The following is a 24,408-nucleotide window of genomic DNA, read 5'->3' as shown; positions in this document are numbered from 1 at the left end:
GCAGGCCCCAACGCGGGGGCGCGGAGCGGTATTCCCGCGACCACAGCACCCCCCCCGCGACCACAGCACCCCCCAGCGCCCACCTACGAACTGGCATCAGCCGGACTGTGCCCCCTCGGCTCCTCCTCGAAGAGCTCGGCCGTGTGGCGGGCCGTGGCGCGCGCCCAGCGCCCGTTGGTCAACGCGCCCAGCAGGAGCACGGCCGCGCCGCAGCCGGTGATGATCCACCACGCCGGGCGGACGGCCGCGACGAAGTCGCCGTCGCGCGCCGTCCCGTGCGTCCCGCTGGCCAGCACCGAGCCGATCACCGCGACGCCGAGCGACTGCCCCACCTGCCGGCTGGTGGACGCGACGGCGGCCGCCACACCGGCCTGCGCGCGCGGCATCCCCGACACCGCCGTGTTCGTAATAGGGGCGTTGACCAGGCCGAAGCCGATGCCGAACAGCACATAGCCGGTGAACAGCAGCGCCGTCGTCGACTGGGCGTCGAACCCCGCGAAGAGCACCCCGCTCAGCCCCATTCCGGTACCCGCCAGCAGCAGCGGCAGCCGCGGGCCACGGCTGCCGACCAGCCGCCCGGACAGCGGCGCGAAAATCAGCGTCATGCCGGCCATGGGCAGCGTGTAGAGACCGGCCTCCAGCGCGGACAGACCGCGGACGTTCTGCAGATACAGCGTGTTGATGAAGAGAAAGCCGCCCAGCGCGGCGAACGCGCAGACCGCCACCACCGTCGCCCCGCTGAACGGCACGCTGTGGAAGAACCGCAGGTCGATCAGGGGTTCCCGGCGCCGCCGCTCGTACCGGATCAGCCCGCCCAGCGAGCCGAGCGCCAGCAGCACGAACGCTCCGGTCTCCGCCGACAGCCAGCCCGCCTCCGGGGCCTCGATGATCGCGTACGTCAGCGAGCCGAGCAGCACGATCACCAGCAGCTGGCCCACCGGATCCACCCGGCGCGGCCTGGGGGCGCGCGACTCGGGGACGTAGCGCAGGGTGAGGAACAGCGCGAGCGCGCCGATCGGGACGTTGATCCAGAAGACCGAGCGCCAGCCGACGCTCTGCACCAGCAGCCCGCCGACGAGCGGCCCCGCCGCCATGCTGATGCCGACGACCCCGCCCCACACCCCGATGGCACGGGCCCGCTCGCGGGGTTCGGTGAAGGTGTTGGTGATGATCGACATCGCGACCGGGTTGAGCATCGAGCCCCCGACCGCCTGCACCATCCGGAAGACCACCAGCCATTCCAGACCGGGTGCGAGGCTGCACAGCAGCGACCCGATCGCGAAGACGACCAGGCCGGTCAGGAAGATCCGGCGCCGGCCGAGCCGGTCCGCCGTCGAGCCGGACAGCATCAGCAGCGAGGCCAGGACCAGCGTGTACGCGTCGATCGTCCACTGAAGGCCGGCGACCGAGGCGTTTATCTCGTCCTGGAGGGAGGGCAGCGCGACGTTCAGGATGGTGTTGTCGAGGCTGACGATCAGCAGGCTCATACAGCAGATCGCCAGCACGACCAGGCGCCTCCGCCGGCTGAGCTCAGGCATGGCTGAACGCTACAAAACGATCCGCGGTCGGCGGCCTTGGCGGGGCCGCTCGCGCGGTGCGGGACAATGGGAGGTCGCGGCGGCCGGAACGCCCGTCGGCCGCGGCTTCTCCACACCCGTCGAAGGAACCGTCCTCCATGACTTTGCTGCAGATCGGACCGCACGCCGTGCAGCCGCCGGTGGTGCTCGCCCCGATGGCCGGGATCACCAACGCCCCCTTCCGGACGCTGTGCCGCGAGTTCTCCGGCGGCAAGGGCCTGTTCGTCAGCGAGATGATCACGACGCGGGCGCTGGTCGAGCGCAACGAGAAGACCATGCAGCTGATCCACTTCGACGAGACCGAGAAGCCGCGCTCGATCCAGCTCTACGGCGTCGACCCGGACACCGTCGGCAAGGCCGTCCGCATGATCGCGGAGGAGGATCTCGCCGATCACATCGACCTGAACTTCGGCTGCCCGGTCCCGAAGGTGACCCGTAAGGGCGGCGGCTCCGCGCTCCCGTACAAGCGGCATCTGCTGCGCTCGATCCTGCGCGACGCGGTGGCCAACGCGGGCGCACTGCCGGTGACGATGAAGATGCGCAAGGGCATCGACGACGACCACCTCACCTATCTCGACGCGGGGCGGATCGCGGTCGAGGAGGGCGTCACGGCGATCGCGCTGCACGGCCGGACGGCGGCCCAGCACTACGGCGGCACCGCCGACTGGGACGCCATCGCCCGCCTCAAGGAGCACGTCCCGGAGATCCCGGTACTCGGCAACGGCGACATCTGGTCCGCGGACGACGCGGTACGGATGATGCGGGAGACCGGCTGCGACGGGGTCGTGGTGGGCCGCGGCTGCCTGGGGCGGCCGTGGCTGTTCGGCGATCTCGTGGCCGCCTTCGAGGGCAGCGGGACCCAGCCCGGCGCCGGTGAGGTCGCTTTCGCGCAGCCGACATTCAAGGAGGTCGCTGCCGTGATGCTGCGGCACGCCACGCTGCTCGGCGAGTGGATCGGCGACGAGACCCGCGGCGTCATCGACTTCCGCAAGCACGTCGCCTGGTACACCAAGGGCTTCTCGATCGGCTCCGAGATGCGCCGGAACCTCGCGGTCACCTCCACCCTCGACCAGCTGGACGCCCTGCTCTCGGAGCTGGACCTGGACCAGCCCTGGCCGGCGGGCGCCGACGGCCCGCGCGGCCGCACCTCGGGCCGCAACCGGGTCGTCCTCCCCGACGGCTGGCTGGACGACCCGTACGACCGCACGGCGGTGCAGGAGGACGCGGAGCTGGACACGTCGGGCGGGTGACGCCGCCGGGCGGCGGGGCCGCGCTACCGTTCCAGCCCTGAGGGGGCACGGAGCGAGGAGAACGCCGTGGTGAGCGGGTACCGGTCCATCGAGGGCACGGAGCAGGCGGTACGGGCAAGACTCGGCGATCTGCCCGTCCGGCATGAGCGGATGGCGGCGGTGGCGCAGCTCTACCGCGCCGCGGTCGCCGTACGGCAGCACTTCGAGAACTCGGTGCTGCGCGCGGCCGAGCTGACCTGGACCGCGTTCGTGGTGCTGTGGGTGGTGTGGATCCGGGGCGAGACGGAGACCCGGAAAGTCGCCGAGGAAGCCGGGATCTCCAAAGGGACGCTCACCGGCGTCGCCCGTACGCTGCAGGGCCGCGGCCTGATGGAACGCAACGGCCATCCGGCCGACGGCCGGCTCGCACTGCTCTCGCTCACCCCTGAGGGGGAGCGGCTGATGGCCCGGACCTTCCCGCAGTTCAACGCCGAAGAGGCGTTTGTCACCGACGCGTTGAGTGACGACGAGGCGCTGACGCTGGCCGACCTGCTGCGCAGCGTGGTCGCGCAGGTCGAGACACACGGCGCGGCCCGCCGGCTGGAGCTGCTGGACGGCGAGGCCCCGCGGCCTCGGCGCAGCGGACGCCGGCCGAAGGGCGTGCCGGAGGCGGGCCGCGAGGCCGTCCCGGCGCATTCCCCGCAGCCATGACCCGGCGCCCGCAGCCATGACCCGGCGCCCGACGCGCGACGGCGCATGGCTCACGCCGGGCGCGGCGGACCCGTATACGACCGGGGGCGCGGATGCGTCATTCCCGCCACCTCACGGCCCCTTCGCGAACTATGGCTTGATCCCGACGTTCGGCACACCACATCGCGTGGCGCGAATGAGCGCCTGGATCGACCCGGAATGCGGGAAGTGCCCCCCGGCGTACGGGGTCTGTGGGGCCCGCGAGGGCTGGTCGAAGCGTTGTCCGAGCTGGTCCCGACGGTGGTCCGGATGATGGGACCCAGCACCGTCCGAGCGCGTGATTCTCGCCACCCCTGATAGGGGGCACGCTCAGATGAGCGCTCATCGGAGGGCTCCACCTCTCCAATGATGGCACCGGGTGCCACGCTTCATCTGTTCGAGTGATCAAGCAATTCAATGCGCAGAGTAATCGGATCTCGCCCCTTCGACTCCGCACCGCAGTGATGCATTCAGTTAATGAAGCCACTCAAACGTCGGAGATCACTTTCGATCTGCTGGCTGACGACGGGTTACGCACACATGTCGACCAAGTGGACGTACCCATGAGCCTTCGATCTGGGTATGTTCCTCGCCGTCAGGGCAGCCGTCCGCGAGGAGTCCAGTCCCGTGTCGGAAACACAAGATCCCCACGTAACCCAGCTTGCGTCCACGAAGTTCGTCTACGACTTCACTGAGGGCAACAAGGACCTCAAGGACCTCCTCGGTGGCAAGGGCGCCAACCTCGCCGAGATGACCAACCTGGGGCTTCCCGTCCCTCCGGGCTTCACGATCACCACCGAAGCCTGCAAGGTCTACCTCGAAAGCGGCAGCGAGCCGGCGGCACTCCGTGCCGAGGTCTCGAAGCACCTCGACGCCCTTGAGCGGAAGATGGGCAAGAAGCTCGGCCAGGCCGACGACCCGCTGCTCGTATCGGTGCGTTCCGGTGCGAAGTTCTCGATGCCCGGCATGATGGACACCGTCCTCAACATCGGCCTGTCGGATGCATCGGTTTCCGGCCTCGCGACGCAGGCCGGCGACGAGCGGTTCGCGTGGGACTCCTACCGCCGCCTCATCCAGATGTTCGGCAAGACCGTGCTGGACGTCGACGGCGAACTCTTCGAGGAGGCGCTGGAGGAGGCCAAGCGGGCCAAGGGCGTCACCGTCGATGTCGACCTGGACGCCGGTGACCTGCGCGCGCTCGTCGACCAGTTCAAGGACATCGTCGCCAAGGAGACCGGGCGGGACTTCCCGCAGGAGCCCCGCGAGCAGATGGACCTCGCGGTGCGCGCGGTCTTCGACTCGTGGAACACCGACCGCGCCAAGCTCTACCGCCGCCAGGAGCGCATCCCCGGCGACCTCGGCACCGCGGTCAACGTCTGTTCCATGGTCTTCGGCAACCTCGGCCCCGACTCGGGCACCGGCGTCGCCTTCACCCGCGACCCGGCCAGCGGCCACCAGGGCGTCTACGGCGACTACCTGCAGAACGCGCAGGGCGAGGACGTCGTCGCCGGTATCCGCAACACCGTGCCGCTCGCCGACCTCGAAGGCATCGACAAGGCGTCGTACGACGAGCTGATGCAGATCATGGAGACGCTCGAAACGCACTACAAGGACCTGTGCGACATCGAGTTCACCATCGAGCGCGGCAAGCTGTGGATGCTGCAGACCCGGGTCGGCAAGCGCACCGCCGGTGCCGCCTTCCGGATCGCCACCCAGCTCGTCGACCAGGGCCTGATCGACGAGGCCGAGGCCCTCCAGCGGGTCAACGGCGCGCAGCTCGCGCAGCTGATGTTCCCCCGCTTCGACCTGGGCGCGAAGTCCGCGATGATCGGCCGCGGTATCGCCGCGTCGCCGGGCGCCGCGGTCGGCAAGGCCGTCTTCGACTCGTACACCGCCGTCAAGTGGTCCCGGTCCGGCGAGAAGGTCATCCTGATCCGCCGCGAGACCAACCCCGACGACCTCAACGGCATGATCGCCGCCGAGGGCATCCTCACCTCCCGCGGCGGCAAGACCTCGCACGCCGCCGTCGTCGCCCGCGGCATGGGCAAGACCTGTGTCTGCGGCGCCGAGGAGCTGGAGGTCGACACCAAGGCCCGCCGGATGACGACCCGTGAAGGGACCGTCATCGAGGAGGGCGACGTCGTCTCCATCGACGGCTCCACCGGCAAGGTCTACGCCGGCGAGGTGCCGGTCGTGCCGTCCCCGGTCGTGGAGTACTTCGAGGGCCGGATGCACGCCGGCGCCGAGGACGCGGACGAGCTGGTCAAGGCCGTCCACCGGATCATGGCCTACGCGGACCGGGTCCGCCGGCTGCGCGTACGGGCCAACGCCGACAACGCGGAGGACGCCGCCCGCGCCCGCCGGTTCGGCGCCCAGGGCATCGGCCTGTGCCGCACCGAGCACATGTTCCTCGGTGAGCGCCGCGAGATGGTCGAGCGCCTGATCCTGGCCGACACCGACGCCGACAAGGAGGCCGCGCTCGCCGAGCTGCTGCCGCTCCAGCAGGCCGACTTCACCGAGCTGTTCGAGGCGATGGACGGGCTGCCGGTGACCGTACGGCTGCTGGACCCGCCGCTGCACGAGTTCCTGCCCGACATCACCGACCTGTCGGTGCGGGTGGCGCTCGCCGAGGCACGCCACGAGAAGCACGAGAACGACCTGCGCCTCCTCCAGGCCGTGCACAAGCTGCACGAGCAGAACCCGATGCTGGGTCTGCGCGGCGTACGGCTCGGCCTGGTCATCCCCGGCCTGTTCGCGATGCAGGTACGGGCGATCGCCGAGGCGGCGGCCGAGCGGAAGAACAACAACGGCGACCCGCGCGCGGAGATCATGATTCCGCTGGTGGGCACCGTCCAGGAGCTGGAGATCGTCCGCGAGGAGGCGGAGCAGGTCATCGCCGAGGTCGAGAAGGAGCGCGGCGTCAGCCTCAAGCTCACCCTCGGCACCATGATCGAGCTGCCCCGCGCCGCGCTGACGGCGGGTCAGATCGCCGAGTCGGCCGACTTCTTCTCCTTCGGTACGAACGACCTCACGCAGACGGTCTGGGGCTTCTCCCGCGACGACGTCGAGGCCAGCTTCTTCACCGCGTACCTGGAGAAGGGCATCTTCGGCGTCAGCCCGTTCGAGACCATCGACAAGGACGGGGTGGGGTCGCTGGTGCGCAGCGCCGCGGCCGCCGGCCGCGCCACCCGCCCCGACCTCAAGCTCGGTGTCTGCGGTGAGCACGGCGGCGACCCGGAGTCCGTCCACTTCTTCCACGAGGTCGGACTGGACTACGTCTCCTGCTCCCCGTTCCGCATCCCGGTCGCACGACTGGAGGCGGGCCGGGCGGCCGCGGAGAGCAAGGGCAGCGACAGCCGCTGACCCGTAGGGGGCCGCCACGCGCGCCGTGGCACCCCTGGCGAAACCACCGGAGCCGGCACTGTATGGCACCCGACCCTCAGCCTCGCTGTCGGCTCCGGCACCCCAACGAGGGCGGGACCTGTGCGGAGGTCCCGCCCTCGCTTTTCTCCGGACTCCCCCCTCGGGAGCTGCCGCCATCCCAGTCGGCGAGGGAAGGCGGCCTTCAACGGGGCTGCTGAGCGGCTGGTTATTTGCCCATCACCCCCCACGGGATCGAGCAATCCGTGCCGTTCGCACCGCCGTTGAATTGAGTACAGCATTCCTGCCACCGGCCCGGTGGCGCGACCCGTTTCAACTCTGGCCAAAAGGGCATGGTGACCGCGCGTGTTGGAGTGCATACTCAGGCGTGCCGGGGGCCGAGTGGGAAAACCTAGTGTGGGGGTTCGGTGTTACGCGTCCATTTCAGTGGACTCGATCTGGCACGCGTGCGGATTGCCGCACGCCCTGACGCGCTGTGGGAGACCGTCTTAAGTTTTCACCGACTACGCGACCGACGTGACGATTCGGCGTTCGGGAAATGGCGCTCGGAAACCCGCGGAAGGTTGAATGGCGAAGCGCGGCTGTTGGCGCCGCTCGTTCCCACCCGCGGCTATTTTCCCGATTTCCTGACGCCCGCCGAGGGGCTCCTCGGCATGGACGAGGCGCTGTCCGCGCTGCGCGAGACGCCCGCCGCCCGGCTGCACGACGAGCTCTCCAGGCTCTCCACGGCGCGCCCGCTCCCGTCGTGGATACGGGCGATGGCGGAGGGCGAGACGCGCTCGCTGGGCCGGCTTGCCGGAACGCTTCAGCGCTACTACGAGGCGGCCGTCGCCCCGTACTGGCCGCGCGTCCAGGGCCGCATAGAGGCGGACCGGGCCACCCGCGGCCGGGCGCTCCTCGACGGCGGCGCCGACCGGCTGCTCGCCTCGCTCCCGCCGATGCTGCGCTGGCGCCCGCCCGTTCTGGAGGCGGACTATCCCGTGGACCGTGACCTGCACCTCAACGGCCGGGGGCTGCTTCTCCTGCCCTCCTTCTTCTGCCGCCGCACCCCGGTCACCTTCCACAATCCGGAACTGACGCCCGTCCTCGTCTACCCCGTCGAGCATCAGGCGTCCCGGCCGGCTCCACCGCCCCCGTCGGACCGTTGCCTGGGCAGGCTCGTCGGCCAGACCCGCTCCGCGATCCTCCAGGGCATCGGCGTCGGCTGCACCACCAGCGAACTCGCCCGCCGCGTCGATGTCTCCGTCGCGTCCGCCAGCCAGCACGCGACGGTGCTGCGCGAGGCCGGCCTCCTGGTCACCCTGCGGCAGGGCAACGCGGTGCTGCACACCCTCACACCGCTGGGCGCGGCACTCTTGCGCGGCGCGCGGCCGGCGGAGGCGGCGGCTTATGAACGGTTGGCGTGAGGGGCCGTTGGAGGCGGTTGGCGTAAGGCCGTACGGGACGGTTGGTATGAATCCGTACGGGGTGGTGGGTATGAAGCCGGGCGCATTTGGAGGATCGCTCAGGATGAGGGATCTCTAAGGATGGAGGATCGCTCAGTATGGGGCTCGGGCGCGGCGGAGGATCGCTAAGGACGGGCAACGCGCAATATTCGGGAAGCGGCATCTCCCGGTCCGCCAGTGAAACCGAATCTGAAATTCCGGTACCTGCTCCTGCTGGCGCAACACCCACAACAGCCCTTCCCTGTCCGCTTCTTCAAGCCCCACGATCCGAGTTGTGTACGAAGCATTAACGAAAAGCATGGGCCGTGCATCGTTCACGGATGTTGCCGCACTACCGGATGCTCCGTGGACGGGAACACGCCCTGGAACTGGGCGAGTTGGCGGACGGACCGGAAGCGGGAATCCCGGGTTCATATCCGTATGCCGAGCCCCGCTAGTCATCGATTCCGCTGCGCTCCACACCCGCCACGATGTACCGCTGGAGCACCAGGAACACGATCACCAACGGGGCGATCGACACCGCCGCGGCCACGAACAGCTCATGCAGATTGACGCTCTGCGCCGTGGTGAACGTCGACAGTGCCACCTGGACCGTCCATGCCTCCTGGTCCTGTCCGATCACCAGCGGCCACAGGAACGCGTTCCAGGCACCGATGAAGACGATGGTGCCGACCGCCGCGAAGACCGGCCGCGTGTTGGGGACGACGATGCGCCAGTACGTACGCCAGTGGCCGAGTCCGTCGACCCGCGCCGCGTCCTCCAGCTCCTTCGGGAAGCCCAGGAAGTACTGCCGGAAGATGAAGCAGGCGAACGCGCTGAACAGCGTCGGAATGATCAGCCCGCGCAGCGTGGATATCCAACCGAGCGAGGACACCAGCACAAAGCTCGGCACGAACGTCACCGCCGCCGGCACCATCAGCGTCCCCAGGATCGCGTAGAAGACAACGTTCGCATGCCGGTACGGAATTCGCGCCAGCCCGTAGCCCGCGAGCGAGGCCAGCACGACCGTGCCGACCGTGGTCGACACCGCGATCAACGTGGAGTTGAGCAGCGCCCGCCCCATGGGGAGGCTCGGATCCTGGAAGACCTCGGTCAGATTCGACCACTGGACGTCGTCCGGGAAGAACGACCATTCAGGCGCGGTGATGTCCTGCTCCGTCGCCAGCCCGTTCCGCACCAGCAGATAGAACGGAATCAGGAACAGCAGCGCGAGGACGATCAGCAGAACGACCCGTAGGGCACGGCCGGCCCGGGTGAGAGCGTCATACATGGGCGATCAGTCCTCTCCCTTGCGTCCGAGGCCGAACCAGCGGGCCTGGACGACCGTCGCCACCGCGATGATCAGCGCCAGGATCACCGCCCCCGCACTGCCGAGCCCGAGATTCTGCTCCTGTCCGAGCGCGGTGTAGTAGAGATAGACCAACGGCGGCCGTGCGTACGGCGGATAGCCACGCGCATCGCTCAGCAAGTTGTAGAACTCGTCGAACGCCTGAAACGCGTTGATCACGAGCAGCAGCACCACCGCCACGGACGTGGCCCGCAGCTGCGGAAACGTGATGTACCGGAAGACCTGCCAGCCGGGCCGCGCCCCGTCCACCGCCGCCGCCTCGTACAGCTGCGGGGATATACGCTGCAGCCCGGCCAGGAACAGAATCATGTAGAACCCGGCCTGCAACCACAGGCGTACGGTCACGATGACCAGCCAGTACCAGGGCGGGTCGGTGGTCGACAGCCAGCCGGTCTGGTCGGCCCCGAAGAGCCCCAACACGGTGTTGGCCAGCCCGAACCGCACCCCGTTGAAGATCGACAGCTTCCATATCAGCGCCGCGACGACATACGAGCAGGCCGTCGGCAGAAAGAACACCGACCGGAAGAACGCCTGGGCGAACCGCAACCGGTTGACCATCAGCGCGAGCGCGAGCGAGACCACGTACGTCGCCGGCACGATGAACACGGTGAACAGCAGAAACGTCCCCAGACTGGCCAGGAACGCGTCATCGGCCAGCATCGCCCCGTAGTTGCCCAGCCCGACGAAGTCGGTGGCCTTCGGGCTCACCGTGTTGTGCGCATCGAAGAAGCTGAGATAGACGCTCCACACCAACGGCACATACGTGAACAGCCCCAGCCCGATCGCGAACGGCCCGACGAACACCCAGAACCACAGATTCCGCCGCTGCGGCCCGAGCAGCCGGGCCCCGAACGAGGTGGCTGTCGCCGTCATTTCTTCCCGACCCGCTGGAGTTCGGCGTTGACCTTGCGCACGACAGCCTTCAGCTCGCTCTCCGGGTTCGCACCGTCCTTGATGATGCGGCTGAGCGCGTCCTGGTAGGCGGTACGGTCCGCACTGGTCCACAGCAGCGGCTCCGCGTAGCCGTACTCGGTCGCGAACCGCACCGCGTCCGCCGCCGCGCCGGTCCGCAACTCTCCGGCCTTCTTGGCGAGCGAGACCCGAGCCGGGATGTGGAACCCATAGGACAGCGCGAAGTCCAGCTGGTAGTCGCTGCGTTCCACCCACAACCACTTCGCGTACGCCTTGGCCTCCGCCTTGCGCTTGCTACGCGCACTGACCGCCGCCGCATACGCTCCCACGGGTACGGACGGCTTCCCGCTCGCGCCGTCCTTAGGGAACGGCAGCACCCCGAAGTCGTCCCCCAGCGCCTTCTTGATCTGCGGCAGCGCCCACAGCCCCGACCACTGCATCGCCGTCAGCCCCTGGATGAACGCCGCCGGATCCGACCAGTCCTTGGGCGCACCCAGCAGCAGCGACTTGTCGGCGTACAACTGCCGGATCTTCCCCAGCACTCGGGCCGCGGCCGGATCGTCGAACCCGACCTTGCCGTCCTCACTGATCAGACTCAGCCCGGCGGCAAACAGCGGCGTCCCACTGAGCACCCCCACCCCGCCATCGTTCCCGAGGAACAGCCCCTTGACCTTCTTGGCGCTCAGCTTCGAGGTCAGCTTCCTGGCCGCGTCCACCAGCTCGTCAAGCGTCTGCGGCGGTTCGACGCCGGCATCCCTCAACATGCTCTTGCGGTAGTAGAGCATCTGCATATCCACCACCTGAGGGATGCCCCACACCTTCCCCCGCCAGATCTTCGGCGCGAGCACCGCCTGGTTGAAGTCATCCTTCACCGGCTCGATCTCAGCCGTCAGATCGACGACCTGACCGCCCTGAATCTGGTTCAGCAGCGGCCCATTGACCTCGAACACATCGGGCCCGGAGTCGGTCAGCAAGGCCGCCGCACTCTGCCGGTCGTAGTCACCGAGCCGCCACTGCACCGTGACGTCCGCCTTCTTGTACGCGGCGGCATACCGCTTCACGGCCTGCTCGGCACCCGGCTCGCCGTACTGGTGGTACCACTGACTGATCGCCGGCCCCGAACCGCTCCCACCCCGCCCGGTGTTGGACCCACAGGCGGCGAGCACCCCACCGACCGCGATTCCCCCTCCGGCCGCCAGCAGCCTCCGCCTCCCGACGCCGCCCCCTAAGCCCGTCCCAGTGCCCGCCATCCTCGCCATGTCCGCCATGCCCGTTCGCCCCCAAGCGGTCGAAGCCAGCTCGTCATTGGTCGTCTCGTCATTGATCGTCGATCACTACGCGGTACGCCGACCACTCTGCCCGGCCCACGTGACATACGCATTGCACCTCCACGAATCCGCCCGGTTGACGAACCGCTCCGGACTTCCCCCTCCGCAGCAGCACATATCGCCTCCGGCGCCGGCCCCCGGTCGTACGAAATACCGTTGTGCGGCAGCACCCCTCGCCCGTCCGCGTCCGCGCCCTTCACGATCGAGAGGTTCACACCGGGCACGACAAGTCCCCCCTGCTGCTGTCGCTGGTGCCGCTACTGTCGGTCATGTCGCCATTCTCGCGCGACCCACTGACAATCCCCGGCGAGCCGGCTCAGGGCCAGGGATCTGGCGGCGCGGCCCCCCCCGCTCGGGACGCCGCCCCACGCGTGGTCCGCAGCTCTTCCGTACGCGCTCCCCACCCGCTGAGGCATGGGGCATCCATGGGGCATCCATATGCTCGACGTCGGCAAGACGGTGTGGCGCGAACTGGAGCTGCTATATGAACGAGGACACGGCTGGCAACCGGGAGCTGCACGGCTCGGCGGTCGTCCTACGGCCGACCGTGGAGGGCGACATCCCCACCCTCGACCGAATCGTCCGTGAACCGGCGGTCGCCGCCTGGTGGTCGGTCCCCGACGACTACGACGACATGCTCGCCATTCTCTTAGACGGGCAGGTAATCGGCGCGATCCAATTCTCCGAGGAAACCGACCCCGAATTCCGCCACGCGAGCATCGACATCTTCATCACCACAAGCCATCACGGCCGGGGCCTCGGCACGGACGCCGTCCGCACCCTCGCACGCTGGCTCATCCACGAACGCGGCCACCACCGCCTCACCATCGACCCCGCCGTAGCCAACGCAGCAGCAATCCACAGCTACCGCAAGGTCGGTTTCAAGCCAGTCGGCATCATGCGCGCATACGGCCGCGACTACCGCACGGGTGGCTGGGCGGACGGTCTTCTGATGGACCTGCTCGCCGATGAACTCACCTAAGGGTTGGGATAGTGGCGCTTGCGATAGAGGGCGATAGCCGATTTCGGCGGAAAGTTGGGCACAAAGGTGAGAGCCCCGTCAGCCTTGGAGATGACGAGGTGACTGCCGCCGAACGAACGAGGCTCGGAGGGGGGAAAGATGGCGTAGATGAGGTAGCCGATATCGAATTCCTCGACGTGCACGGAGGCAGGAGAGCCATCGCGGCAGCGTGGCCGGAAGCGGGTACGCGCAATCTCCAGCGCTTCCTCGGCGGTCGTCGGCACGGGGTTCCCGGGCTCTGACGGCTCGTTCTCCGGCATGAGATTCCCCCTTGTTGGGCGGGCTGAGCGTACGCTGACGGGTGGATCGCTCCCCGAGGCTTTGGAGACTCTCGGGGACTGGAGCGTCTGCCATCTGTCTGGCTCTCAGTGACTGTAGAAGCCGTATGCCCAGGCGGGAGCCTCAGCCCCCACTCGGTCGAGGCGCTTGTGGGCGGCGAGTACGTGATCGGGCAGGAGGTTGGCCTCGTCGTCACCTTCGATAAGCCCCTTGGTGAGGTGGCCGGTGACCCACAGCGCGACCATGGTGAGGAAGTCTTCCAGGCTGTGCGCTGCGGGTAGGCCCGCGAGGTGCTCCTCACCGGGCTCCGAAGGGATGCGCAGTATGTGTCCTGTGGGGCCGTCGATGGTGAGCTTGCCGCCCATCCAGAAGCCGATCTGAAAGAACGGACCGGTTTCCTCGACGGAGGCGATTTCCGACGGCCAGGGGACTTCGTCAAAGATGCCCATGCGGTGATCGCCGTACGGATAGATGCCCAGGCCGTCTTCATTGCTCATTTCGGGCAGGCCGAAATCGATGAGCGTACGGCGCGTTGGGTCGTCCGTCAGTCCCTCGGGCAGTCTGTGCGGCGGGAAGCTGCGGATGCGATCGGCTCCGTACAGCTCGGCCAGATCTGACGGGCTGGGCGGAGGGGAATCAGCAGGCGTGATGGCGGTGGTGAAGGCATAGCTACCCGAAAAGGGTTCAAAATCCGGGAAGTTGAGTCCGGAGTACGTTTCCCCTTCGGCGGGCTCGATGGCGAAGACGCCACCCGAACCGCCGAAAATCACCTGATTGCCGAGGGAGAGTGGGGGACTGGCGAGAAGCAGGTCGTGAACCGCTTCCTCTTCTTCCTCGGACATGGCGTCCTCAAAATCGCCGACACTTTCAGGGCCCGGCCGGTCCTCTTCCCCGGGTGGCCAGGACACGTCACCGTGATGCTCCTCCGGGATCTCTTCGTTCCAGGGTCCGGCAAGGTGCTCACCGGTGGCCGCGTCCCAGATGTCCGCGCGAGAAGACCAGGAATAGAGGCCTGCAACGGCGGGGCGACCCTGCCAGCGCAATTCGACCAGCCCGTCGATGGGGCCTGGTTCGAGGTAGCGCCAGTGGTAGCCGCCGGGTGGCCGCCAGTGCGCCCACTTCGCCTTCCATGGCAGGTGCACGCCGGAGTCGGCCACTGCGGCTGCGAGGGCCCGGTCGCCACGGGCCGTGGCGAACAGATGCAACCATGCGGCCCATTCGGATTGGCTCGGCGGAACAATGCCGTAGGACCAGAGGTGGACCGCGGTTCCGACGGGGGTATTCCCCGGCACGTCGCCGGTGAACGCGCGGCACGCGGCGTCCATCAGTGTCGTCTGCGGGATATTCGCCATTACACCCCCGTCCTGAAGCAGACTCTCGAAGAGGCCGCCGGATTCGCCGTCTTCGGCTGATACCCATTCAGCGAAGTCGGCTTGTGCGGCATGCATGGAGAGCCCCGCGGCGGCGTACTGCCCCTCAGGACCCGACGCGGCCCATCCCTCCCGATGGCGGAACTCGCGGGAGATGCGCCTCAACCAATTGGCCATGTGCCGGTCGACCCGGCCGATCTCGTCGTCCGCCGTGTGTCGACGCAGCTGCTCCGCCAGGCTCTCCTCCACGAAGGACACCCCGAGCTCACCGGACATCAGGTGGGTGGAGAACTCCTCCAACACGCCGTGGAGCACAGCTTCGGTGACGGGCTCCCCACCGAGGGCCGTGGTGAGTTCGGCCCAGACACGCAACGGCACGAGGCGGGGCTGGGCCAGGGCCAACGCGCGAACCGGGTCCGGCCAGTCCGGCTGGGCAGCGTCCCGGCTCTGGAGGTGGAAGACGACCTTGGAGAGGTGGGGCAGCTTCTCGGGGGTGAGATGGGCGAGTACGCAGACCTTGCCGCCGCTCAGGCGCCCGATGGTTGTGGACAGCACACGATCCGGTTCGGACGAACCACGGGTACGACCCGCCCGATGAGCGTTCGTGATGAGGACGAGTCGGTTTCCACCCAACCGCTCGAGTCCCCGACGCCACTGCCGGCGGTTACCAGGGGACAAGTCGACACCCAGGCGGTGCAGGACCTCGCCCTGCACTTCCTCAGCCGTCCGGCCGGCAGCATCCACCAGGATGCTGCCCTCGATCTGGTGGTGCAGTTGCTTCAGGACGGCGGCACCCCCGAACCCCGAGGGATCGACGAAATGAGCCTGACTGTCTCCCCTGCGCCAATCGCGCCACCACGCTGAGAGCAGAGAGAACATCTCGCCCTCTGGGGCGGATCCTGCCATCTGATCGCGCTCCGTCATCCTGTTTCCTCTGGCTGCTGTTCTCGCTCAGGCTTGATGATCCGGCTACTTCGGCCTACGGCTCGCCGAACTCCGTCAGATGAGGCATGCCGTAGCACCGTTTCGTGGACCTCCGCCACATTCGTGATCGGAGGCGAAACACGGCTACGGCCTACTGCTGGTCCACATGCTCTCGTCTCGTGGAGCAGGTACGTACTCCGTGTCGACGAGGCGGTTTGATGTGAGCCGGGCTGTCGTTAACACCGTGGTGGGTCTCCGTGACCAGTGCTCAGTCGTTGTGCAGCGGATAGAGCCACGCGCCTGCCGTAGATCCCCGCCAGCCGATGTTCCACAAAGATTCTTCGATGTCCTGTCGCAACAGATGTGCCTCGACGTCGTTTTCCGTGAGGTCCAGGATCTGACGGCCCGTAATCCAATGGGCAACCTTGGTGAGGAAGTCCTCAAGACTTTCGGCAACCAATGTGCCTTCCAAGCCGTCTTCGTCACAGCTGCTGGGCATGCGCAGTATGTGGCCTGTGGGGCCGTCGATGAGAACGTGACCGCCCATCCATCGGCCGATCTTGAAGAACGGGCCTGACGAGGAAGGGCTTTCCAGACCTTCCTCCCATGCGACCTCTGAGAGGAAAGTAGAAAGGTCGGGTTCGAGGCTGATTCCTCTCGCATCAATGACCGGGATCCCGAATTCGGACAGTGTGCGACGGGCAGCCGTGTCACTGAGGTCGCTTGGCAGCGCATCAACGGCTGTACGTACGACAGTAGGTTCCTCGAGCAGTTCAGCAAGATCAGTTAGGGCCGGATCGGAAGCGTGAAATGGACGAGCCGAGCCGGCCACCGTGGGGCATCCGGACAGTGGCATACCACGTGGCGGTTCAATCCCTGGGAAATCAGGCTCGTCGGGTTCCACAACGAAGAGGCCGCCTATGCCTGCCACGACGACGCGGTCTTCAAGGTTGAGTGCGAGATACAGAATCTCCTCGTCGGGGCCTTCGTCGGCTCCGTCTGCATCCTCGAAATCGCCAAGGGTGGTCGGACCTCGGGTGCCATGGGCGGCGCTGTCGGCCCAGGTGATCGCTTGCTGTGCGGCTTCTGGTAGGTCCTCTTCGTGCCAGGGTCCGCCGAGCAGTTCGCCAGTTGCGACATCCCGGACGTGGATACGGGGAGGGGATTCGCACTCGACAGCCACTGCGGGGCGGCCGTGCCAATAGACTCCGTATAGATCGTTGACCACACCAGGTTTGAGATAGCGTGGGTGGTAGCCGCCTGGGGGACGCCAGTGGGACCATTTCGTGGTCCACGGCAGACGGATTCCCGATCCTGTGATGCCCGCCGCTAGGGCCTCGTCTTCGCGTGCCGTCGCCATCAAATGCAGCCAGGCTGCCCACTCCGGCTGTGTGCTGGGGGCAACGCCGTAACTCCACAGATGCACAGTGTCGGCCGCCGGATTGTTTCCCGGGATCGATCCCTCAAAGGCGCAGTGTGCGGCGTCCAGCAGTGCTTCCTGTGTGATGTGGGCGATAACGCCGCCATCACCAAGCAGTTCTTCGAAGGACCCAGCCTGGACGGCATGCATGGCCAGCCCGTTCGCGGCGTATCGTCCGACCTCGCCCGAGGCAGCCCATCCTCTGGCATGGCCCAATTGTGGGGCAATCTCCCTGAGCCACTCAACCATGTGCCGGTTGACGCGGAGCGTCAACTCGCGGTCGGTGGCCCTGCGAAGAGCCTCGGCCAGGGTTTCATCAATGAATCGGACGCAGCCGGAATCAAGTGTTATCAGGTGAGGAAACTGAACGGCGGTGGCCTCAAGTGTGACCTCATCCGTGTCAGGTAGCCCGCTGGAATGTACGAGCTCCCTCCATACCCGAAGCGGAACACTGCGCAGCTCCGCGAGTGCAAGTGCCCAGATCTGCGGTGGTACGCGACTCAGTTCCGAGTCTGAAACGGAGTGGGCAACGCCCTGGAGATGCATGACGAGCTCACGCGCTGGTGGATCGTTCTGCGGGGGAGCCGCAACGACTACGCCGACCTTGCGCTGGTAACTGAGTCTCTCGGCGAGCTGGTTCTGTACTTGCACTGGCCGCGCCGAATGCCGGGTCCGGCCTGCTCGATGCACGTTGTACACCAGGATGAGAGTCTCAGCGGCGAAATATTTGCGCAAGTGGCTCCATGACGTGCGGACTTGGGCTGACTTCGGTACGCCATTGAAGTCCAGCACCTCCGTCACGATCTCCTCGGCCGTGCGCCCCGTGGCGTCAATCAACAGGCTTCGAGGCGTTTGCCGATGGAGTTCCTGCAGCACTTCGACCGTGTGGCGACCGCCCACGATGTCCCAGCGCCTGGTGGTGCGACGTCCTTCGTTCCACCATGCGGCAACGCGTGAAATTGCCTCGTCTTTCGATATGCGGTTATTGCTGGCGACGCTGGACTCGTCCACGAAGCTACCTCGGGATGATATGAAGCATGGTCGTTGCCCAAGCCTCGCCGATGACGTTCAGGTGGTCATTCATTTCTCTGTCCATGAGCAACTCCTTTTCTGTTTTCTTCTTTTTTACGGCGTTGTTGATCTTTTTGCTGATCTCCTTCAGTGCTTCCCTTTTCTGGTTCTCGTCGGTTATGGCTTCTGCTGCCTTGATCTGTTCTTTATATTTCTCTTTCAGTCGCTTGCGCTCCTCGGATCGCATCTTAACGCCAGCGTCGTCCGTTCGGTACGTCGTGCTGTAGTACACGGGGACGCCAGACATCAAATCGTGTCCGCGGAGTCTCTCGGAGCAGTGGGCATGGCCTTGCCCCGCGCCGCACGGCTCGCGCTCGGTATAAAGTCCCTGAATCTTGTACGGTGTGCCACCGGGCTTCGTGTTCTGTCGATCGATCCATTGCAGCAGGTGCTTTTCTGAGTGCCGAGGGGATAGTCCCGGAGTGTCTGCCGGGACCGATGAATCCACAACGTAGACCGAATTCCCGTCGGCGTCGGTCACCTCGATTACGGCGTAATTCTTTCCGGAGAAATCTGGCTTGTGTGCGGGAGCCGCTTGGATGATTTTATCGATTTGAGGCATCGATGGGCCTCTTGCTGACGCCTTGTTACCGGTGACTCGGTTATAGAGCTCCTTCAGCGGGTTCCGTCTTTCGGGTGTATTGCGGTGTTTGGCGGGAAAATTGGAATTGGCGTCCTCGCGGGCCTGTGAACTTACTCCGCGATCTCTGCTCTTTGCCAGGTCATCCGAGCCGTCTGGTCGAGGGTCGGCGTTTGCATAGGGTTGGGAGTCGTATCCCGGGCTCTTACCCACTCCCTGACTCTCGTGATACACGGCACTCATTCGTGCCAGGGAGGCAACCACTGCCATCTTCTGGCCGTCGTTCATGGCCCGGAATCGATCTCCGAGTGTGTCCTCCAACTCCCGTCGTGTGATGACTGTCGGCGGAGGGTTGGTATCCCCGGCCGCGAGGGCGCGATGGTGTGCCGCCATCCGCCCCTCGGCGCGTTCCAAGATGCTGGCCAGGCTACCGTCGCGTGCCCAACCCATGAGATTTTCATGGACGTGAGCCAGTCCGTCCGCCCCATAGTTGTCGCCGAGTGCATCCTCCCCAATCCGATAGACATGGTCGTTTTCGGCGCGTAGTTTCGCTTGTTCCTTGTCTGGCGGCAGACCGAGCTGGTGATTCTGGGCACCCTCCGGCTTGTTGAGCTTGGTCGGGTCCTGCGGATTGTCGTCCTGATCGTTGGATGGATCGTCTGGGTGCTTGTGCTTCTCGCCGGCGCCGGTGGGTTCCGCGGCGGGTCGTCGAGCACTCTCCGCTCGCCCGGCGTGGGGCACCTGAGCGTCCCGGATGGGTCGGCGGTTGGCGTTGAGGGGGATGGCGTGGACGCCGTTGGAGCCGTCGTGGAGGGGCTTGTTGCTGCGTTGGCCGGTTTGGGCGTCTACGTAGGTGATCTTGCCGTTGTGGTTGACGACGTTCCAGGCGTGGGCGCGGCCGTTGCGGTCCTGGGTGATGATCACGGCCTGGGAGCCGTGGCCGGAGTTGCGGAGGGTGTTTTCCAGGCGGTTGAAGGCGTCGCGGCCGTTGCCGTAATCGTTGAAGCGGGCGCCGAGGGTGTTTTCTATTCGATCGCGGCCGTTGCTTTCGCCGCGGTCGGAGGGGGTGCCGTCCGGGTTGGTGTCCGGGGTGCGGTTGGCGGCGGCGGTGGGGTTGCCGGAGTAGGTGTCGGCGGCGGCCAGGGCGGCGTCGACGCAGTTGTTGTTGCGGCCGGGGGCGTCGGGGCCGGGGTCGTTGATGGCGTCGAGCCAGTTGCCGTCGTCGGGGTCGGGGTGGCGCTGGGGCTCGCCGTTTTCGTCCCTGGGGACGCTGTTCTCGACGTTGTTCTGGTGTGTGTCGGTGGGGCCTTCGAGACCGCCGGGGCGCTCGCGGTTGCGGGTTTCGGAGGCCGGGGTGGGGTCGGTGTTGTCGGAGCTGTTGGGGCTCTCGGAGCTGTGGGAGTCGTCGTGGGTGGTGTCCCGGTCAGGGTGGTCGGGCTGGTCCGGGCGGTTTGTCGGGTCTGCGTGGGTGGGGTCGGCCGGCCGGTTGTCCGGCTGGGTTGAGTCGTCCGTGCGGGGATCTGTGCGTGTGGGGTCCGACTCGGGGCGTGTGGGGGTGTTTTGGTCGGCCGGGTTGTGGTTCTGGTCTGAGGGGGTGCGCGTGCCCGTGTTGTCGCTCGTCGGGTGTTGCTGGGACGGCTGTTGGCGAGGGTCCGGGTGGTCGTTCTGCGGCTGTTGCTGCTGACCCTGCTGGTTCTGGCTGGGGCGGGGGCCGTCGAGGCGGGGGTTGTGCGGGGGCGGCTCGGGGCGGCGCTGTTGGGAGGCGTCGTGGACGGGCTGGGTGCCGTCGGGGCGACGGTTGGTGCTGGGGGGTGTGGTGGGTGCGTCGCGGCGCGGGCCGTCCAGGCGGGGGTTGTAGGCCGGGCGTTCGGGCTGGCGTTGTTGGGTGGCGTCGTGGATCGGCTGGGATCCGTCGGGCCGGCGGTTGGAGGGCGTGCCTGCGCGAGGCGGAGCGCTGCGGGGTGGGGCGGTGTTTCCGGTGGTGGGGCCGGCCTGGGGTGGCATGCCGGGCGCGCCCATCATCGGGCCGGGGTTCTGGGGGGTGTTGGGCTGGGACGGGTTGGGGGTGGAGGGGGTGTTGGGGTTGGTGGTGTGTTGGGTGGGTGGGGGTGCGGTCATGGTGTCCGCGGACTGGGTGTTGACGGTGGTGTCGTTGTCGTCCGGGACGGTGGGCATGGGGTCGCCGGGGGCCGGGTCGCGCTGCTGGATGGGCGGGCCGGCGGATGGGGTGTGGTGGACCGGGGTGCCTTGGGGCGGGTTGGCGACGTGTGGCATGGCGGGGCGGCCGCCGGTGCCGGTGTTGGAGTTGTCCGCGGTGTTGGGGTTGTTGCCGGTGCCGTCGTGGGGCGTGGGGTTGTCGCTGTAGGAGGGCGGGTTGCCGGCGACCGGGTCGGTGACTGGGTCGGGGGAGGGGGACGGGGAGGGGGAGGGGGACGGTGCCGGGGCAGGTTGGGGTGTGTCCGGGTGGGACGGCTCGGCCTGGTGGGGGGACTGGTCCGGGGCGGGGCGCGCGAAGTCCGGGGTGTCGTCCCGGGCGGGCTGGGTGCTGATGGGGTCTGGGGTGGGGCGGGCCGCGTCGGGGGTGTTGTCGGGTGCCGGTTGCGGACGTATGGAGTCCGGGTCGGGGCGCGCGGAGTCGGGGGTGTTGTCCGGAGCCGGCTGGGGCCGTGCGGAGTCGGAGTCCGGGCGTGCGGAGTCGGGAGTGTTGTCGGGCGCGGGCTGGGTGCGTATCGAGTCGGGGTCCGGGCGGGAGGTGTCCGGGGCCGGGCCGTTCGAGTCGGGCGTGGGACCGGAGTCGGGCGTGGGACCGGACTCAGGGGTGTGGCCGGAGTCGGGGGTGTTGGCGCCTGAGTACGGGCTGTCGTTGCTGCCCTGGTAGCCCTCGTCGAAGGGGGAGCGCTGGCTCGGGGGCGGGAGGGGCTGCGCCTCGGGGGTGTTGCGGTTGCCGTCCGGGCCGGGTGTGGAGGTGTCGGGGGAGGACGGGTTGGTGCCCGTGCCGGCGCCGGTGTCTGAGCGTGCGCCGCTGTCCGCGCCCGTGCCTGTGTTGTCTGTTGAGCGGGGGGTGTGGCTGGTGGAGCTGCCGCTGTCCGAGCCGGTGCGGCTGCTGCCGCCCGTGCCGCTGTCACTGCCCGAGCCGTTGGACGTACGGCCGGAACCGCCGTCTGAGCCGCCGTTGGAACCGCCGTCTGAGCCGCTGTTCGAGTTGCTCCCCGAGTTGCTGCTCGAGCCGCTGTCGGAGCCGCCGTCGCTGCTTCCGGATCCACTCCCGGAGCTGTCGCCGTCTCCGCTGCCTCCTCGATCACTCGAGCCGCTGTCGCTTCCCGAGTCCGAGCTGCTGTCCCCGCTGTCGCCGGAGCTGTCGCCGTCTCCTCCGTCAGCGTCGCTGTCGCCGTGCCCTGCGGCGCTGTCCAGGCCGTGACGCGCGCGGCGGCCCGCTCGGCCGCCGGCGCCGTCGCGCAGACCCTCGCCGAGAGCCTCGCCGGTGTTCTTGAGGGCGTCCTCGCCCGCTTTGTAGCCCTCCTTGACCGTCCGGCCCAGGTCGTAACCCTTCTGGGCGCCGAAGTTCTGGTTGACGGTCTGCGCGATCAGGTCGGAGACCATGGCTTCCAGAGCGGAAATAACCGGCTCCTTGGCAGCCTCCATGATCGCGTCGAGGAGTTGCTTGGCGACTTCCTTGAGAATGCGGCGGACCACCTCACGGGTGGCCAAGGTCGCCGCCGCGCCGCCTATTTCCGAAAGGCCGAGGGTGAAAGGCGCCGCTGCCTGGGCCGCGATGATTTCCGCGGCCAGGATTATCAGCTGGGTGATGACGGCGATTTTCATGCCGATGACCAGGGCCGCGGCGGCCTCGAAAGTGAAGGCGATGACTTCGGCGGCCTGGGCGGCGTCGTCGAAGTAGCCCGAACCACCGGAGAACTTGTCCCAGGTCTCGCTGAAGCCCTCGATGGTGTCGCCGGAGTTCTGAGCGAGCACATTGGAGGCGTACGTGGCGCCGTTGGCCTGGTGTTCCCGCACCTCGGACGCGAACTGGCGCCAGACCTGGGCACACTCGATGAGCTTGTCCTCGTCCGCGTGCGGCCAGTTGAAGCCGAGCATGTCCAGCACCCAGACAACGGCGTGCGGCGGCATCATGGACATGGTGAAACTCCCCCGTGAAAATGCTTCAGTGACATGCGGGGCGGGAGCGGCGACCTGGGCCGCCCCTCACCCGAAGATTGAGGACTGAGGACTGACGATTACGGACTGAGGACTGAGGACTGAGGACTGGGGAAACGACCGCTTACCGCGGTTCGGGATACCGTTCCAGGCGGCGCACCACAGTGCCCTGGTCCTGCTTCGTCGGGTCTTCCCACGCCTGTTCGTTCTTGACGTGCTGCTTGATCAGCGACTCGCTGAAGTCCTCGCCCTCCGCGTAATTCTTGGAAATGGAGGTCAGCGCCTTACCGATTTCCTTGAGTTTCGCGGAGAGGTGACCCATGGACTCGTTCATGCCGTCCCGCACACCCTCATAGACGACACCGAACTTCTCGCCGATCTCGTCGTCACCCCACGGCGGCGCGCCGTCCATGCTCGCGAACGACGTCAGACCGCCCCAGAACTGCTCGCCGAACGACTTGTCCTCCGGCGCCTTCTCCTTGCTCTTGTCGGCCGGCGGCCCCGCCCCCAACGCGTTCAGACCATCCATCAGCCGCGCCACCGACCTGTAGAAGTCCCCGCCCAGCTCGACGAAGTTCTTGCCCTCGGATTTGAGGGACTCCACATCGGTCTGGAATCCGCCCGCGCCAGCCACAACGCCCCCCGTGCTCACAATGGTTACTTAGAGCTATCTATAAGCCAGAGCTTACTGGCGGGGACTGACAGCCCGCCAGCCGCCCCGCATGCGCTGACCTCCCCGGATCCGAGCAGGTCACCCGAAGCTGACCCGGTCGAGCCAGAAGCGGAGCAGGGAGGCGTCGCCGAGGATCTCGAGCCGCGCGCTGGCGGGGGAGCGGCGACGGTAGACGAGGAGCAGGAGGTCGGTCAGGGGGCCGCGGACGGCGACGGTGGCCTTTTCGTGGGCGCGGCGCCAGGCGATGGCGTCGCCGGTGAGGTCGACCAGCCATTCCGCCGCCGCCTCGGGCGGGGTGTCGGTGGCGTGGAAGTGAAGGGTGCGGTTGGGGCCGAGCAGTTCGCGTCTGCCGGGATAGAAATCGAACATCTGTGGCAGCGAGCCGAGTTCCATCCATTCGTCGACGGCGTCGATGGCCACGTCCTCGTCGACGGTGAAATCGGCGCCGACGGCCAACGTCGCGTCGGCGCGGTGGATGACCGTCTCATGGGCCATGCGGCGGGCGAAGAAGCGGGCGGTTCCGCCGGACCCGGCGATCGGGGACCACAGCTGTGCGTCCGGGCCGGCGGCGCGCAGGGTGTCGGCCAGCTGCGCGGCGCCCTCGGCGAGCCAGGGGTCCACTACCGCGGGGTCCTCGTCGGCGTACGCGGACAGGTCGCGGACCTGGTCGTCGGGCGGCGGCTCGGGCGCCCGGTTGCGGACGATCTCCTCGGTCCAGCGCTGTGCGCCGCCGAGATGTCGTACGAGCTGGCCCACATTCCAGCCGGGGCAGGAGGGCACGGGCGTGGTCAGGTCCACGCCCTCCGCGCCTCCGGCGTCGTTGATGAGGGTTCTCAACAGGTCGGTTTGCCTGATGATTTCGGTGCAGTGGTCGTCGTAGCTCAGCTGACGAGTCATGACGTTCACGGTACGGCGCACCACTGACAAAGCCCGGTAATCAGAGCGTCGGCAATCAGAGGGCCTTAA

General features: G+C 67.4%; 15 protein-coding genes. 5 read left to right on the top strand and 10 right to left on the bottom strand.

What is annotated here, in order from left to right; all coding sequences use genetic code 11:
* Window positions 1-83: 83 nt before the first annotated feature.
* A complete protein-coding gene (locus tag FCH28_RS10490) occupies window positions 84-1,538 on the bottom strand; it encodes an MFS transporter (protein ID WP_136739545.1) in 1,455 nt (484 codons plus the stop codon).
* Between the two features lie 137 nt (window positions 1,539-1,675).
* Here FCH28_RS10490 and dusB point away from each other — a divergent pair, with 137 nt between their 5' ends.
* The 4 genes from dusB to FCH28_RS10470 all read left to right on the top strand — a co-directional run bounded on the left by dusB (window position 1,676) and on the right by FCH28_RS10470 (window position 8,322).
* The gene (gene dusB, locus FCH28_RS10485; RefSeq protein WP_136739544.1) at window positions 1,676-2,827 is read left to right on the top strand and encodes a tRNA dihydrouridine synthase DusB; all 1,152 of its coding nucleotides are present in this window, start codon (window positions 1,676-1,678) and stop codon (window positions 2,825-2,827) included.
* Window positions 2,828-2,896: 69 nt separating this feature from the next.
* Window positions 2,897-3,517, top strand: coding sequence for a MarR family winged helix-turn-helix transcriptional regulator (locus tag FCH28_RS10480; protein WP_425471909.1), 621 nt, complete (start codon window positions 2,897-2,899; stop codon window positions 3,515-3,517).
* Window positions 3,518-4,117: 600 nt separating this feature from the next.
* Entirely contained in the window at window positions 4,118-6,898 is a 2,781-nt protein-coding gene (gene ppdK / locus FCH28_RS10475; RefSeq protein ID WP_425471908.1) for a pyruvate, phosphate dikinase, read from the top strand.
* A 581-nt stretch (window positions 6,899-7,479) separates the two neighbouring features.
* Window positions 7,480-8,322 (top strand): ArsR/SmtB family transcription factor, encoded by an 843-nt coding sequence (locus FCH28_RS10470; protein ID WP_136739541.1) that lies wholly within the window; start codon window positions 7,480-7,482, stop codon window positions 8,320-8,322.
* Window positions 8,323-8,794: 472 nt separating this feature from the next.
* Here FCH28_RS10470 and FCH28_RS10465 read toward each other — a convergent pair whose 3' ends face one another.
* From FCH28_RS10465 to FCH28_RS10455, 3 genes are read right to left on the bottom strand one after another with little or no spacing between them, the layout of a single operon-like run.
* Window positions 8,795-9,631, bottom strand: coding sequence for a carbohydrate ABC transporter permease (locus tag FCH28_RS10465; RefSeq protein WP_136739540.1), 837 nt, complete (start codon window positions 9,629-9,631; stop codon window positions 8,795-8,797).
* Between the two features lie 6 nt (window positions 9,632-9,637).
* Window positions 9,638-10,582 carry a carbohydrate ABC transporter permease gene (locus FCH28_RS10460; RefSeq protein WP_136739539.1) on the bottom strand — a complete coding sequence of 315 codons (945 nt, stop codon included), beginning with the start codon at window positions 10,580-10,582 and terminating at the stop codon, window positions 9,638-9,640.
* Window positions 10,579-11,871 (bottom strand): ABC transporter substrate-binding protein, encoded by a 1,293-nt coding sequence (locus tag FCH28_RS10455; protein ID WP_187363822.1) that lies wholly within the window; start codon window positions 11,869-11,871, stop codon window positions 10,579-10,581. Before FCH28_RS10455 ends, FCH28_RS10460 begins: the two co-directional genes overlap by 4 nt.
* A 562-nt stretch (window positions 11,872-12,433) precedes the next feature.
* Between FCH28_RS10455 and aac(6') the strand changes: the two genes are divergently transcribed.
* Window positions 12,434-12,931 carry an aminoglycoside 6'-N-acetyltransferase gene (gene aac(6') / locus FCH28_RS10450; protein WP_136739537.1) on the top strand — a complete coding sequence of 166 codons (498 nt, stop codon included), beginning with the start codon at window positions 12,434-12,436 and terminating at the stop codon, window positions 12,929-12,931.
* Here the strand turns inward: aac(6') and FCH28_RS10445 are convergent.
* The 6 genes from FCH28_RS10445 to FCH28_RS10420 form a co-directional block, all read right to left on the bottom strand.
* Window positions 12,928-13,230 (bottom strand): hypothetical protein, encoded by a 303-nt coding sequence (locus FCH28_RS10445; RefSeq protein WP_136739536.1) that lies wholly within the window; start codon window positions 13,228-13,230, stop codon window positions 12,928-12,930. The genes aac(6') and FCH28_RS10445 overlap by 4 nt on opposite strands.
* Window positions 13,231-13,335: 105 nt before the next feature.
* Entirely contained in the window at window positions 13,336-15,543 is a 2,208-nt protein-coding gene (locus FCH28_RS10440; RefSeq protein WP_136739535.1) for an SUKH-4 family immunity protein, read from the bottom strand.
* Between the two features lie 268 nt (window positions 15,544-15,811).
* A complete protein-coding gene (locus FCH28_RS10435; protein WP_136739534.1) occupies window positions 15,812-17,974 on the bottom strand; it encodes an SUKH-4 family immunity protein in 2,163 nt (720 codons plus the stop codon).
* Between the two features lie 4 nt (window positions 17,975-17,978).
* The gene (locus FCH28_RS10430; protein WP_136739533.1) at window positions 17,979-22,751 is read right to left on the bottom strand and encodes a toxin glutamine deamidase domain-containing protein; all 4,773 of its coding nucleotides are present in this window, start codon (window positions 22,749-22,751) and stop codon (window positions 17,979-17,981) included.
* Between the two features lie 142 nt (window positions 22,752-22,893).
* On the bottom strand, window positions 22,894-23,403 hold the full coding sequence (locus FCH28_RS10425; protein ID WP_246102644.1) for a hypothetical protein: 510 nt from the start codon (window positions 23,401-23,403) through the stop codon (window positions 22,894-22,896).
* 117 nt (window positions 23,404-23,520) lie between these two features.
* The gene (locus FCH28_RS10420; protein ID WP_136739532.1) at window positions 23,521-24,339 is read right to left on the bottom strand and encodes a maleylpyruvate isomerase family mycothiol-dependent enzyme; all 819 of its coding nucleotides are present in this window, start codon (window positions 24,337-24,339) and stop codon (window positions 23,521-23,523) included.
* Window positions 24,340-24,408: the final 69 nt, after the last annotated feature.

The sequence above is a fragment of the Streptomyces piniterrae genome (assembly GCF_005048155.1).
Lineage (GTDB): Bacteria > Actinomycetota > Actinomycetes > Streptomycetales > Streptomycetaceae > Streptomyces > Streptomyces piniterrae.
The sequence above is the reverse complement of the archived record's forward strand: the minus strand, read 5'-3'. Positions and strand labels throughout refer to the sequence as shown.

Excerpts from the sequence above, each read along its gene's own strand:
- FCH28_RS10490 (WP_136739545.1), bottom strand. The coding sequence starts at position 1,538 with ATGCCTGAGCTCAGCCGGCGGAGGCGCCTGGTCGTGCTGGCGATCTGC.
- dusB (WP_136739544.1), top strand. The coding sequence starts at position 1,676 with ATGACTTTGCTGCAGATCGGACCGCACGCCGTGCAGCCGCCGGTGGTG.
- ppdK (WP_425471908.1), top strand. The coding sequence starts at position 4,118 with ATGTTCCTCGCCGTCAGGGCAGCCGTCCGCGAGGAGTCCAGTCCCGTG.
- FCH28_RS10465 (WP_136739540.1), bottom strand. The coding sequence starts at position 9,631 with ATGTATGACGCTCTCACCCGGGCCGGCCGTGCCCTACGGGTCGTTCTG.
- FCH28_RS10460 (WP_136739539.1), bottom strand. The coding sequence starts at position 10,582 with ATGACGGCGACAGCCACCTCGTTCGGGGCCCGGCTGCTCGGGCCGCAG.
- FCH28_RS10455 (WP_187363822.1), bottom strand. The coding sequence starts at position 11,871 with ATGGCGGGCACTGGGACGGGCTTAGGGGGCGGCGTCGGGAGGCGGAGG.
- FCH28_RS10445 (WP_136739536.1), bottom strand. The coding sequence starts at position 13,230 with ATGCCGGAGAACGAGCCGTCAGAGCCCGGGAACCCCGTGCCGACGACC.
- FCH28_RS10440 (WP_136739535.1), bottom strand. The coding sequence starts at position 15,543 with ATGACGGAGCGCGATCAGATGGCAGGATCCGCCCCAGAGGGCGAGATG.
- FCH28_RS10430 (WP_136739533.1), bottom strand. The coding sequence starts at position 22,751 with ATGTCCATGATGCCGCCGCACGCCGTTGTCTGGGTGCTGGACATGCTC.
- FCH28_RS10420 (WP_136739532.1), bottom strand. The coding sequence starts at position 24,339 with ATGACTCGTCAGCTGAGCTACGACGACCACTGCACCGAAATCATCAGG.